The sequence below is a fragment of the Shewanella alkalitolerans genome, assembly GCF_019457575.1.
GTDB lineage: Bacteria > Pseudomonadota > Gammaproteobacteria > Enterobacterales > Shewanellaceae > Shewanella > Shewanella loihica.
In genome coordinates this window covers 1,029,610-1,042,754 of sequence record NZ_CP080422.1, presented here as the reverse complement: position 1 = coordinate 1,042,754, position 13,145 = coordinate 1,029,610, and the positions used below count along the sequence as shown (strand labels likewise).

The window sequence follows — 13,145 nt, the reverse complement described above, 5'->3', positions numbered from 1 at the left end:
CAGAAGCTAACGATAAAAACAACACCACTAAAGCCTAACCCTGAACTAAATCCATAGTTGTCACACCCTTTTTGGCGAGCCGGAGTGCTCGCCTTTTTTTTACCTGCTGCTCACACCAGTGTGACCCACTGTGAATGATTTTGGTCTTTAAGGTCATTTTTAGGTAAAGTGTGCTGGCAAATGACGAGCTATCACCCCAATAGCGAGTGTTTATCACAAATCAACACGAGATGTTGCAGCCAAGCAGCACAACAAAAAAGATAAATTAAGGAAGGGTATGAGCGACGCCAATGATGCTTACGCTGATAATGATCTGCGTGAAGTTAAGCAGCTGGGAATGTGGGCCTCCATTGCTAGCCTAAGTTATATTTTCTGGATCGTCGGCGGCATGGAGCTGGTCGAACGTATCGCCTACTATGGCGTGAAAGCCAGTGCCGGCCTCTACGCCAAGGCGCCCGTCTCTCAGGGCGGCCTGGGGATCAGCCTACACGACTATGGTGTCATCATCTCGGTGTGGGCCCTGATGCAGACCTTTATTCCTGTGTTTACCGGCGGCATCTCTGATCGTGTCGGTTACAAGGAAACCATCTTCGCCTCGACACTGATCAAGATCTCCGGCTACCTGGTGATGGCCTTCTTCCCTAACTTCTGGGGCTTCCTCTTCGGCGCCATCCTGCTGGCAGGCGGCACGGGTATCTTCAAGCCTGGCATTCAGGGCACCTTGGTGCTCTCTACCGGCCGGCAAAACACCTCTATGGCCTGGGGGATCTTCTATCAGGTGGTCAACATAGGCGGCTTCCTCGGTCCTCTGGTGGCCGTGCATATGCGCCAGCTCTCCTGGGACAACGTCTTCTACGCCTGCGCCGCCATCATCTCACTCAACTTCCTCTTCCTGCTCGCCTATAAGGAGCCGGGAAAGGAGGAGCGCATCGAGCGCAACCGCAAGATCAAGAGCGGTGAGATCACCCAAGAAGCCCTATGGAAAGATGCCCTGCATGAGCTGAAGAAGCCTGTGGTGATCTACTACATGCTGGTGTTCGCCGGTTTCTGGTTCCTGTTTAACTCCCTGTTCGACGTCTTGCCGATTCATATCGCCGAGTGGGTCGATACCAGCGTGATCGTCACCAGCCTGTTTGGCAGTGAGGGCACCTCAAACGGCATCTTGCAGTTCTGGCTGGGCCTGGATAACTCGGGCACTAAGGTGATGCCAGAGGGGATGCTAAACCTCAACGCCGGCATGATCATGACCAGCTGCTTCCTAGTTGCCGCGCTTACCGCTAAATACCGCATCACCACCGCCATGCTGGCGGGCTGTCTGCTGAGTATCATCGCCTTCGTGCTTATCGGCGCCACCAACGCCGCCTGGATGATAGTGCTGGCGATTGCCATGTTCTCCTTCGGCGAGATGATGATCAGCCCCAAGAAGAACGAGTTTATGGGTAACATCGCCCCTAAGGGTAAGAAGGCCATGTACCTGGGCTTCGTGATGCTGCCACAAGGGATAGGCTGGGGATTAGAAGGCTACTTCGGTCCTAAGCTGTATGAGATGTACGCCTCGAAAGAGATCTTCTCTCGCGAGCTGCTGCTCGATCGCGGCATGAGCGCCAGCGATATCGCCGCCATTCCTCAGGGTGAAGCCTTTACAACTCTGGTGAGCTACACAGGTGAGTCGGCGCAGTCCTTGACGACCCTGCTCTATAACAGCCACAACATAGGCATGGCCTGGTATATCATCGCTGCAATAGGCACCATCTCGGCCGTGGGGATCTTCATCTACGGCAAGTGGTTGCTGACATTGCAGCGCGCCCGCGCCTGATAAAGAGAGGGAGCCTAGGGCTCCCTTTTTATTGCCTGCTCGGCGTCAGGCTCAGTCTTTTGTTCAGCCTTTGGCTCAATCTTTTATTCAATCTTTTATTCAGTCTTTGAATTGGCCTTTAACCCTGCCTTTACCTCTGTGTTTAACTCAACCTTTAACTCAGCCTTCGACTCTCCCCTTGAATCAGCTGTCTGCTCGCTGAAACTCTCCTGCAGCAGGGCGTAGCGCTTGGCCTCGGCGGCTGGCATCGCCTTGGCATACAGCCACCCCTGTACCGTCGAGACCCCGGCGGAGGCGACGAAGGCCTCCTCGGCCTTGGTCTCTACCCCCTCGGCCACCAGATTAAAGCCCAGGCTGCGGCACAACATGCAGGTATGACGATAGAGCACCTGCCCCTTGTGATGCCCGGTATTTTCCAATATCGACCTGTCCAGCTTGACCCCATCTATGGTGATCTTGCTCAGCAGGCTGATGCTGGAAAACCCCGTACCGAAGTCATCGAGCACGAAGGAGAATCCATATTGGCGCAGGTGAGCCATGCTGACCTCGACGGCATTGAGGTCCGCCACAAACATAGACTCGAGCACCTCGATATCGACTCTGTCCGCCATGTCGCCAAGCAGCTCGATCAGCATAGACTGCACATCCTGACTCAGGACACTGTTGGGATTGAGGTTGATGCTAACCCTGGGGTAGAAGCCCTGCTTGGCCCAGGCCTGTAGGTCATCCCGCAGGCGCCGGATGACGAAGCTGTCGATCAGGTTTGAGTATCCGGCCTGATCGAAGGCGGGAATAAAATAGGGGCCCTCCACCTGACCACGCTCGTTTCTCAGCCTCAGCAGCGCCTCATAGCCGACTACCCGCCTGTCACTCAGGCTGATCTTAGGTTGGTAGTAGAGCAGCAACTCACCGTTGAGCACCGCCTTAATGGTCTTCTCCAGGTTTAGGTTGGCGGCGAGATCCTCGGACTGCTGACGGGCATAGTTTCGTTCGCTGATCTTCTCGATATCCTGCTGCAGCTGCACCCGCTTGATAAGGTCCCGCTCGAATCCCTTATTGCCCACCAGCAGGCTATAGCGGCGCACGAAAGGCAGATAGATAAAGACCCCGGCGCACACCAACAAGAGCTGCACCAGGGGCAGTGCCAGGGTGCCGCCCGCCACATAGCCATTGAGAAAGATGGGGGTGATCCAGGCAAAGTCGTTACCGGCGAAGCTCACCCAGCCGCTGACGATCAGCAGGGTGCCTATCAAGGTATTAAACAGAGGCACCAACACGAAGGGTAGCATCAACCTGGGGTTAAAGATGATTGGCAGGCCGTAGATGAGGATCTCGTTGATGTTAAACAGGGCGAAGGGCAAGGCCAACTTGGCCACATTAACGGCGTTCTTATCCTTGGAGGCGATAAACAGGGCGATCAGCAGCGAGTGAGTGGCGCCGCTACCGCCGAGCAACACGAAGAGATCGGTAAACTGAGACAGTGTCAGATTAGGCGCGACCTGTTGCAATCCATTGTCGACCCCAAGCACCAACATATAGGCGATATCCCCATGGACACCGAAGCACCAAAGCACATGGGTGGCCAGGACCCTGACAAACAGCTGAAACAGTGTGCTGCTGGCGGCAAGGGAATCCACCAGCGGACTCAGCACCATGTCCAGCAGCTCCCCCACCCAGTAGATGCCGGTGGTCACCAGCACGAAACAGAGGATCAAGGGAATAAACAGGTTGAGGTGCAGCTTAAGATAGCTGCTCAGGCTGGTGCTTTGCAGTAAGTTCAGCGCCTTAATCACCATGAGACGTTGCAGCAGGTAGGCAACCAGAATCGGCGTGATAATCGCCCTGGCATCGCCAAACAGAAAGTCGAAGCCGTTGCTAAGGTCGATTGCCTCGCTGCCATGGATATGCAGGGCAATCTGACTGCCGATGGAGAGTGACGCCACCACCACCGCCGAGACATGGAGATACTTGGCAAAATGAAATGATAGCGAGAGCAGCGCCATCAAGGGAAAGAAACTAAACAGGAGACGGCCAAACTGACTCAGCCAGGCGTAGGCGGCACTGCCCTGCCAGCTGGGCTGCCACACATCCACCAAGGCGACGATCAGTGCCAACAGCGAGTTAACGAAGATAAAGGGCAAGAGGGCAATAAAAGACTCTTTTATCGCAATGAGGAACAGGCTGGAAGAGGTATCTTTGACCGCCAAATTACGGCCCCCGAGATCTGCTGATGGACTCTATTTAAGTTAGTCCAAGATGCTGAATAGACCAAGATGCCGCATAGACCAAGATATTGAAATTAGACTGTCCAGCGCGAGCGACTGAGAAAGCCAACACAAAACGAATACAAAACGGATACAAAACATAACTGCAAAAACTGGGCATAAAAAAGGGGAACCTAGATCAGGTTCCCCAAGATTACTGCTATCTCATTGGGCATTTAGCAGGGGTATGCCCAATTAGCGAGAATTATTATTGTTGGCGTCTAGTGACCACCACCGGCGTGAACTTTATCAACACCGTATGTCTTACCTTCGGCGTGACAGGTTGCACAAGACTCGACTGGTAGGTTAGCAATGCCAGCTGGGGCATCCTTAACGTACGCACCATTGCTCTCGAAGTGAGCGAGTGCAGAGGCACTGATATGACATGAGCGACAAGATTCAGCCACTGGAGAGACGAACTCTGTAGCAGAGACTTGAACTGAACGCTTACCTGAAGTCAAACCACCGTCGGCCGCGAAGAAGGTCGCACCATCTTTGTGACAAGCTTGACAGTCTGTCGCAAGGGCTGGGTAACCTACAGTTTCCAGGTTCTTATCCAGGTAGATACCACCATTGTAAGTACCAGTGTGGAAACGGTGGGCCGCAGTCATCAGATCTTTGTGGGCGAAGGTTGCACCTTCGATTGGTGCAGTGATCGGATCACCACTTTCATCAACTTCACCAGTTCTGTACACAGCTTGTGTAGAGTGAGTACCAGGGTTTCTGTTGTTATGACAGTCCATACACTGGGTAAACTCGCTCACACCGTGATGTCCTTCCTTAGGATAGGTTAGGCTACCATGACAGCTGTTACACTTAGCTTCAGTTACCGTTACGCGCTCAGGGTCACTCATACGTGCTTGCATTGGAGCAACTGCTGGGTCATCCAAGTTAAAGTACTTAACAGGTGAACTCGCGGCCACTGTAGAAGGTCGAGCAACAGAATCACATTCAATAACTTCGCCGTTAGCTGAGCAAACCAGCATATCACCTGTCACGTAGATAGAACCTGTTAGTCGAGCAGAAGGGACATTAGCAGAAGTAGTAGTTAAGATACCACCTGTGATTGCCACGCCTTTCACTGACATGCCTAATCCAGTTACTGGGTTTCCGTTGCTATCAACATTACCAATTAACAGTTTACCTGCCATGGCAATATATGGATCCAGCATAGAATTATCTGCAGGTGCTGCACCATTGATTGTTACCTTAGTGGTTACTGTCAATGCACTGGTACCGTCGCCGTTGTCAGTCACTGTCACACCTTGGAAATCAAGGACGACTTGTTCCTGCTCAACCGCTCTGTTACCTACCTTATGCACCACTTCTGGGCTCAGATTACCAATGTGACAGTTCATACATTGAGAATCATCAGCCTGTGGCAGTTGGAAGTCAGAGTGACCTTCGCCGGTTTCGAAGTTAACGGTTACGTGACAAGATACACAAGCTTCACGGTAAACGTTTTCTTTCCACTGGTTGCCATTGTCATGACAGGTAGTACATTCGTTTAGCTCAGCAGGGAAGTGAACGCCGGCAAACTCAAGGGCATCACCTTTTAGCAACCCTTCTTCAGCAAGATGGCCACCGTAGTGGATCGTGTGGATCATTGCGTTGAAGTTAGGGTTAAAGCCTTTTTCTGGATCGTTCTGATCGGCGGCATAAGCAGGGTTATGACACGCGACACAGTTTTCCACTTTCTGATAGTTATGGTGAGCACCGATGTTGGCAATACGTTTGTCGCCATCATCATAGCCCATCAACTCGCTATGACAACGGATACACGCAGCATCAGACACTGAATCTTTAGCCGATACAGCCATCTCAGCGGTCGCAGGAATGAAATCCATCGGAGTAGTAAGCAGTTTGTCGGAAATCGATACACCACTGGCGTCGGTCACATTGTAGGTGCGGATCATGACGCGGAACATGCTGGTAGGATCGCCATCGGCGACTACAACAGGTGCGTTGCCATCATGCTCCCAAGTACCAGTATAAGTACCAGGATTTTCAGCATCTTCTACCAAGGTACAGGCATCGACTTCGGCGCCGCCACGTGCTGCAGCCTTACCAGTAAGGGTACAGTACATGCTTGAGCCAAATTCATTAGCCAGGGCGTTGTTCGACCAGAGCATAGGTGCGCCACTATCAGTGGTGTTAGCCACTTGATTGGTCACATACAGGGCGATCTGATCTAAGCCAGTAAACGGAACATCATCTCCTTTACTATTTTTACCCGTCGCGGTGAACTTAATAGAGAAGTCATCAGCTCCTACTACTACGATGTCGGCAGGTTGTAGAGTTAGTTTGAAGTCTGCGGCAGTGGCTACTGTATCAACGGTAGATCCCGCTGGTGCACCAGGTGTACCAGGAGTACCAGGAACGCCAGGCTCACCTGGCGCTCCATCTTTACCATCTTTACCATCACTACACGCGCTCACACCAATGGCACACATGAGTGCCATGGCTAATAAGGTAATTTTATTTTTTTTCATCGCCATATCCCTTTATAGGTATTTTCTGCTATTGCAGTACCTCAAATATAAGGGAGTGACGATAAATTGTTAGATAATTGAGTCCAAGTTGTGACTGCAATTTAAAGATTCATTAACAGAAATTTCAAAATTTGAAAGCGTAAATTTCAAAATTTGAAATTAACATTTAACGAGTAGCTGTTTGATAAGCTGGATAATTAATTCTCTCTGTTCCAGCGAGTAGCGTCGATACTCTGCCGGATTCTCCAGCAACAGGTATTGAGGCGACATGCTTTCACCGTGAAGGCGCCCCACCTCCTCGTCAGACAGGCGCACCACGCGGATCCCCGGCAGGGCGCCGCAGATCTCGGCCTCGGAGCAAGGCAGGAAAGCCACAGAGTTCATGGTCAGCAGATGGCTGTACCACTCGTCTCGCGAACTGACTCTTTCTATGCTGTCGATGTCGGCACCGTTTTGACGAGCGAACACCTCCAAGGGGTCGATCTTGTCATTAAAGCCCTTACCATCCAGGCAGAGAAAGCGGTGACGACAGATGGTTTCCAGCGTCAAAGGCTCGCTCTGGGACCAGATGGCATGCTCCTCGTTGGCGGCCAGACAGACACCGCTCAGACAGCCTAACGCCTCGACCGACAGCGGATGCTCGTTGCAGGCGTCGAACGTCACTCCCATATCCAGTTCACCGTTATGGATCTGATCGGCTGAGTCGTCGCCCCAGATCACAAACTGTAACTGACTAAAGGCGTCTCTGGCATTGCTGCGGGAAAAGGCTAGGGAGAGGCTGGCCATGATACTCGGGGTAACCGCGATTCTCAGGCGTTCACTGGCCAGCTCGCTGCTCTTTTCGCTGATAGACTGTTCTATTTTCAGGACGGCTTCACAGAACTGACACACGGGCTCGTAGAGAAACTCCGCCATAGGCGTCGGCTTGAGCCCGAGCTGACGACGGTAGAAGAGCTCGTCGTCGAAGGTGGCACGTAACATATTCAAACAGCGGCTAATTTTAGGGGCTGACACATTAAGTTGCTTAGCCGCTATGTTGGCATGTCCGGTTTGAAAAATGACTTTAAACACCATCAAACAAAACACATCGAGTTCGCTGATTTTCTTAAGTGTTTGATTGCTCATCGATACTATTGTTTATATTAGTAATCTAATATTTATAACACATGATTTGCATCAAACGATATAGCCATTAGTCACACATTTGCACTTGGCTTGTTGAACCCAGAAATTAGTGCTAGGTGAAGCGGCAAACCCAAAATCTTGTATTGAGCATGGCTGGCTTTTAGCCGAATATGCTAGCCACCTCCAGTGGCGTCAGCGGACGATACTCCCCTACAGCCAAGGTTTCATCCAGGATTAGCTTACCCACGGAGAGCCTGTGCAGCGCCATCACCTGATTGCGAAAACGGCCAAACATGCGCTTGATTTGATGGTAGCGCCCCTCATGCAGGGTGACCCTGGCCAGATGGGGTTCAAGGATCTCAAGCAAGGCCGGCTGAGTGGTAATATTCTCAAAAGCAAAGTAAAAGCCCTCGGCAAAGGCCTTCACATAGGCCTGGGTGAGGGGAGCCTTGAGGGTGACCAGATACTGCTTGGCCACCTTATGCTCCGGCGACATGATACGCTTCGACCAGCGGCTGTCGTTGGTAAGTAGCAGCAAACCCGAGGTGTTGAGATCCAGCCGCCCAACGATATGCAGCCCCTTGTCCTGATAGTTGGGCAAGAGATCCATCACCGTCTTGTGCTCATCGTCCTTGGTCGCGCTCACCACACCAACCGGCTTATGCAGCATGAGATAGATGGGCTGCTCCTGTCTCAGCGCCAAGCCATCTAGCATCACTTGAGAGAACTGATCTATCTGACAGTCTGCATCTCGCACCACCTGACCGTCGACACTCACCCGGCCCTTTGCCAGGATGAGACGCACCTGCTTGCGCGGGATCTGACAATGCTGACTGATAAAGCGATCCAGCCTGGCGCGTTTAGCGGACATCTTGGTGTACCGGTGCGTGAGATGCGAGCGGCACCAGCTTATAGGCGCAGCGTCTGGCGCCCACAATGATATGCTCCTCGCGGCTGATGCTCGCCAGTTCGCTAAACAGTTCTTGAAACAGCTGCAACTCTGAGCGGCAGAAGTTAGCGCAGCGACTCGCCGCGGCGCAGATGGGGCAGTGATTTTCCAGCAGCCAAAAGACGCCATCTTGCTCCTCGACCGAGGCGACATACCCCTCCTGGGTCCTGAGCTTGGCCAGCGCGGCTAACTTATCCGCCAGACCCGTCGCTTGCGACAGCGCCTCCTGATACAAACGCCGACTCGCCTGCTCTCGGTGATCTATCAATTGATCCAGCCCCTGGTCACCAAAGACTACCCGCACCGAGTCGATCAGTTGACTGGTGAGATCGTCGTGTCGATCGGGGAACAGCTTGTAGCTCTTCTCGGTAAGCCCCCAGTAACGGGTTGGACGACCGCGACTCGCCTTTCTGTCTTCGAAACTCAAGATCCCCTCCTCTTCCAAGGCCTGCAGATGTTGCCTGACCCCCATGGTGGTCAACGCAAACAGCTCGGCCAATACCTTGGCGGTACTGGGGCCGTGGATCTTGATATGGTCGATGATCTTGTCGCTGGTCTTCTTACTCACCCGCCGTCTCCTCTGGACTTCTATGGGCCCATTATTACTGATCCAGAGATTAAGTAAACTTTTTTATTTACTTTAGTCTTTACAAAATTAAATAAAGCAATTAGTGTATAAAACATTAAATAAACAAAAAGGTTTACATAATGAAACTTCTTATCGTCAGTGCCAGTCAACGTCCAGGTTCTCAGAGCGCCAGAGTCGCCGGCTACCTTAGCGAACATGCCAAGCAATTCAGTGAGATACAACATATTGAGCTGTGCCGCTACGACCTACCCTTCTGGGATGGCGACAGAGACGGCGCAGCGCTTAAGGCGAGCGACTGGCAAAAGATAAGCCCGCTGGTAAAGCAAGCCGACGCTCTGGTTCTGATCACCCCAGAATGGGGCGGCATGGCCTCACCCATGTTGAAAAACTTCCTGCTACTGTGTGACAACCAGGACACGGCCCACAAGCCCGCCCTCTTGGTCGCGGTTACCAGCGGCATCAGCGGCGCCTACCCTATCGCCGAGTTAAAGATGAATGCCTTGAAGAACAACAAGCTGGTGCCCATTCCCGATCATCTGATCATTCGTAACGTGGAGCAGGTACTGGGAGAGGGTGAGATAGATGCCAGAGAGCAAGGGTTAAGAGCGCGCATCGACTACAGCCTACATATGCTCGGCCAGTATGCAGATGCCCTCGGCGCCATACGCCAGCGCCACAGGGATCAGCCTTACCCCAAACAACAGGAATATGTATACGGCATGTAGTGCCGCCTAAGTGCTCACTCCAAGTCATGCGCCAGCCCCAAGTCATGCGCTAGCCCCAGATAGGCACTAGATTGAGCGTATTAACGGAATAACACCAAGCCAGCAGAGAAGGAATTGCATCATGATCCATTTAGAACACATAAATCTCGTCGTCACCGACATAGAAACGGCCCTTAATTTCTACCGTGCCGCCTTCCCCCATTGGTCGGTACGTGGCGGCGGTCAGGGAACCTGGTATGGCAAGCCACGCAACTGGGTTCACTTCGGCGATGACTATCAATACCTGGCCTTCAACGATGATGGCGAAGGCGAAAACCGTGACTTAAGCGGACATCAGGTCGGCCTGGCTCACTTTGCCTTCGTGACTCAAGATCTCGATGGCGTGATCGCCAGACTCGGTAAGGCGGGCTTCGAGGTGGACAAAACGGGGCTGGAGGATCCGTTCCGCCGCAACGTCTACTTTATCGACCCTAACGGCTATGAAGTGGAGTTTGTGCAGTATCTCAGTGACCTGCCAGAGCAGCGTAACCGCTACGACACTTGATAGCGGCCGCGAAGCATTAGCAAAAATACGAGGGGATAGATCTATCTGTCTTTGATATCCGGGCCTATCCCAGATAGACCAGCAGGGTAAACAGCAAGAGATAGAAGAAAAAGCCTGCCATATAGACGGCGTAAAAATCGTTTTTCGCCAGGCGTTTCTCTTGATGAAACAAGGCAGGCCAATACAAGGGCTTCTGCACCCGGCCAAAGGTCACTAGCCCAATCACCACGGCGCCCGTGGTATAGAGAATAAACGAGAGTAAGATCTCCCAGATAAACCAGATAAAGAGTTCGGTGAGACTAGCCGCTAACATGAGTATTACCCCGCCATCTTGCTAAGAAACAACGCAAAACCCGCGCCTGCGAGCAGAAAGATGATCACCATAATGGTGAGCGTCTTGGAGCGTGCCATGGATTGCAGCAGGGCGAAACCTGTGTCCATCTCGGCCAAGTCTTGCAACAAGGAGGCGCTAGCAGGCGTTTTGACTGTCTTCGCTGTCTTAGATGTCTCGGCACTTGTATGCACTAGCTTACCTGGCTTAGTCTTTGCCAAGTTTTCCATAGGCGCCTGAGACTTGTGGGTAGAGTCTGGGGAGGTCTTCATCAGCTTTCTTAGCTAAAGGCTTTATTGAACTCTAAAGCCTGGCCGAGGGAAAGTCAGGTTAACTTTTATTCACTTCTTATATTCACCTCTTATTCACCTCAGGCCAAAACTTAACCAAATCAACACCTTAACCAGCTCACCACTCTAGCTAGTTCGTCACTAAGGTTATTGGATAGGTGAAGGCAAAAAATGTTTCGGCTAGGCCTGCTCTACCGGCCCCTCGGGTTTGATGAAGAAATGAATTTCGAAACGGGTATCTGGTGTAAGCGGCTTGATGCTGTGCCAGTAGCCGGGATGAGAAATCGCCGTCTCATTGGCCCCTAGACGTACCTCGCGATTGACCTCGCCCAACTTATCTAGGTAACCGAAAAACATCAGCTCCCCCTGGATCACATGGATCTGCTCATACACGCCGGGCCGGGTAAAATGCCGCTCACGATAGATGGCGGGCATATCCTGCTCGCTAAACACAGGTGTCTTCTTGCACTTCACATATCCTTTAGGCACAAATGACATCTTGAGGCTCCCATTTTCAAGGCCGATTGCCGACGTTCAGAAAGCTAAACTTAGTCTAAATTTAACCAAAGATCTAAGACAAGCTCACGGCGAGATTGCACTTCACTCACAAGAGATTACACTGTGTCCCAAATTCAGCTATCTCTACTTGTATGACAGCTTCATTTCACTCTCAATCAAACGCTTCGTTTAGCTACAGCACCCACTTTACCCTGGACAGAGCCTACTATGCTGAATGCTTCGATGCCTCTGTGACTCAGCCCGCTCCCCGCGCCGAATACACTAAGGCGCTCGGCTTTCTGCTGATCGGCCTGGCGCTATTGTTGACCGGCGTTAACGCCTACGCCTCCTGGTTTATTATCGCCCTCGGCGTATTGGAGGGATTAAGTATCAAGTTTAAACGCCCCTGGTATCTGACCCGCCAGATGATGAGCAAGGCCGCCGGCAACGAGGCCAACCTCACCCTGAACGAACAAGGGATCAGTATCGAATCCCTCTACGTTAAACAGCAGCTTAGCTGGGACGGTATCGACGACATACAGGAGACCAGCGCAGGCTTTCTGCTGCTAGCAGGCGGCCAGAAACACTACCTTTCCAAACGTTTTCTCGATGAAGCCTGCTGCCAGTTTATACGCGGCAAGGGCGCCAAACAGGGCTAAATTCGCCGCAGTTTTATTAAACTTTGTATAGATTCAGGCAAAAGTGCCTCGCTTTGTTATTATGCAAACAAAATGCGACAATAGCGCACATAACAACAAGCCCTAAGGACGATCTCCGCCCTAAGGCAAACCTGATAATGGAGTAACGATGATCAGTAACCAGAAACTCGTCGCGGCAATCTTGGCCGGTTCGACACTATTTATTTCGGCTTGTCAGACAACTAATCCTTATACCAACGAAAGCCAGAACGCCAAGGCGACTAACGGCGCCATCATAGGTGCCATCGCCGGTGCAGCTATCGGTGTGGCCTCTTCAAGCAAGAGCGACCGGGGTAAGGGCGCACTGATCGGTGCCGCCTCGGGCGCAGCCGTTGGTGGTGGTATCGGCTATTACATGGACGTGCAGGAAGCCGAGCTACGTAAGCAGCTACAATCGACTGGCGTGAGCGTAACCCGTAACGGCGACAACATCATCCTTAACATGCCAAACGAAGTGACCTTCGGTGTCGATCAATCTGTGCTGAGCAGCCGTGCCAAGAACGTGCTGGACAGCGTAGCCCTGGTCGCCAAGGAGTACGATGAAACCATGCTGAATGTCATGGGCTTCACCGATAGCTCTGGCAGCGAGTCATACAACCTGCGTCTGTCTCAAGTTCGTGCGGCAGAAGTTGCCAACTACCTGATGTCTCGTGAAATCAAGAGCCAGCGCATCAGCTCTGTGGGCATGGGTGAGTCTCGTCCAATCGCCGACAACTCGACCCAGCAAGGCCGCGCGCAAAACCGCCGTGTCGAGATCGTGCTAAGCCCAATGTCACAAGGCTAAGCACCAGGTTAACCACCTAATCCTATCGTGTCCCTCGCGC

General features: G+C 52.1%; 13 protein-coding genes. 5 read left to right on the top strand and 8 right to left on the bottom strand.

Annotated elements, in window-relative coordinates:
* Positions 1 to 277 precede the first annotated feature (277 nt).
* Positions 278 to 1,816 carry an MFS transporter gene (locus K0J45_RS04680; protein WP_011864725.1) on the top strand — a complete coding sequence of 513 codons (1,539 nt, stop codon included), beginning with the start codon at positions 278 to 280 and terminating at the stop codon, positions 1,814 to 1,816.
* 95 nt (positions 1,817 to 1,911) lie between these two features.
* Here the strand turns inward: K0J45_RS04680 and K0J45_RS04675 are convergent, their stop codons facing one another.
* From K0J45_RS04675 to K0J45_RS04655, 5 genes are all read right to left on the bottom strand, one after another.
* A complete protein-coding gene (locus tag K0J45_RS04675) occupies positions 1,912 to 4,023 on the bottom strand; it encodes an EAL domain-containing protein (RefSeq protein ID WP_220044461.1) in 2,112 nt (703 codons plus the stop codon).
* A 278-nt stretch (positions 4,024 to 4,301) separates the two neighbouring features.
* Positions 4,302 to 6,572, bottom strand: a complete 2,271-nt coding sequence (locus tag K0J45_RS04670; RefSeq protein ID WP_220044460.1) for an OmcA/MtrC family decaheme c-type cytochrome — start codon at positions 6,570 to 6,572, stop codon at positions 4,302 to 4,304.
* 159 nt (positions 6,573 to 6,731) lie between these two features.
* Positions 6,732 to 7,646, bottom strand: coding sequence for a LysR family transcriptional regulator (locus K0J45_RS04665; protein ID WP_258406820.1), 915 nt, complete (start codon positions 7,644 to 7,646; stop codon positions 6,732 to 6,734).
* A 211-nt stretch (positions 7,647 to 7,857) separates the two neighbouring features.
* Positions 7,858 to 8,568, bottom strand: a complete 711-nt coding sequence (locus K0J45_RS04660; protein ID WP_220044456.1) for a pseudouridine synthase — start codon at positions 8,566 to 8,568, stop codon at positions 7,858 to 7,860.
* Positions 8,558 to 9,214 carry a helix-turn-helix transcriptional regulator gene (locus tag K0J45_RS04655; protein ID WP_220044455.1) on the bottom strand — a complete coding sequence of 219 codons (657 nt, stop codon included), beginning with the start codon at positions 9,212 to 9,214 and terminating at the stop codon, positions 8,558 to 8,560. Before K0J45_RS04655 ends, K0J45_RS04660 begins: the two co-directional genes overlap by 11 nt.
* Before the next feature lie 140 nt (positions 9,215 to 9,354).
* Between K0J45_RS04655 and K0J45_RS04650 the strand changes: the two genes are divergently transcribed.
* Together K0J45_RS04650 and K0J45_RS04645 are read left to right on the top strand one after the other, a co-directional pair.
* Entirely contained in the window at positions 9,355 to 9,960 is a 606-nt protein-coding gene (locus K0J45_RS04650; RefSeq protein ID WP_220044454.1) for an NAD(P)H-dependent oxidoreductase, read from the top strand.
* 121 nt (positions 9,961 to 10,081) lie between these two features.
* Positions 10,082 to 10,504 carry a VOC family protein gene (locus tag K0J45_RS04645; protein WP_220044453.1) on the top strand — a complete coding sequence of 141 codons (423 nt, stop codon included), beginning with the start codon at positions 10,082 to 10,084 and terminating at the stop codon, positions 10,502 to 10,504.
* Between the two features lie 64 nt (positions 10,505 to 10,568).
* Here K0J45_RS04645 and K0J45_RS04640 read toward each other — a convergent pair whose 3' ends face one another.
* The 3 genes from K0J45_RS04640 to K0J45_RS04630 form a co-directional block, all read right to left on the bottom strand.
* A complete protein-coding gene (locus K0J45_RS04640; protein ID WP_220044452.1) occupies positions 10,569 to 10,817 on the bottom strand; it encodes a hypothetical protein in 249 nt (82 codons plus the stop codon).
* Positions 10,818 to 10,822: 5 nt separating this feature from the next.
* Positions 10,823 to 11,107 (bottom strand): hypothetical protein, encoded by a 285-nt coding sequence (locus tag K0J45_RS04635; RefSeq protein ID WP_258406766.1) that lies wholly within the window; start codon positions 11,105 to 11,107, stop codon positions 10,823 to 10,825.
* Positions 11,108 to 11,305: 198 nt separating this feature from the next.
* Positions 11,306 to 11,623, bottom strand: a complete 318-nt coding sequence (locus K0J45_RS04630; protein WP_011864715.1) for a TehB-like domain-containing protein — start codon at positions 11,621 to 11,623, stop codon at positions 11,306 to 11,308.
* 152 nt (positions 11,624 to 11,775) lie between these two features.
* Between K0J45_RS04630 and K0J45_RS04625 the strand changes: the two genes are divergently transcribed.
* Positions 11,776 to 12,282 carry a YcxB family protein gene (locus tag K0J45_RS04625; RefSeq protein WP_220044450.1) on the top strand — a complete coding sequence of 169 codons (507 nt, stop codon included), beginning with the start codon at positions 11,776 to 11,778 and terminating at the stop codon, positions 12,280 to 12,282.
* Between the two features lie 148 nt (positions 12,283 to 12,430).
* On the top strand, positions 12,431 to 13,105 hold the full coding sequence (locus K0J45_RS04620) for a YiaD family glycine zipper/OmpA-like lipoprotein (protein WP_011864713.1): 675 nt from the start codon (positions 12,431 to 12,433) through the stop codon (positions 13,103 to 13,105).
* The last annotated feature ends 40 nt before the right edge of the window (positions 13,106 to 13,145 follow it).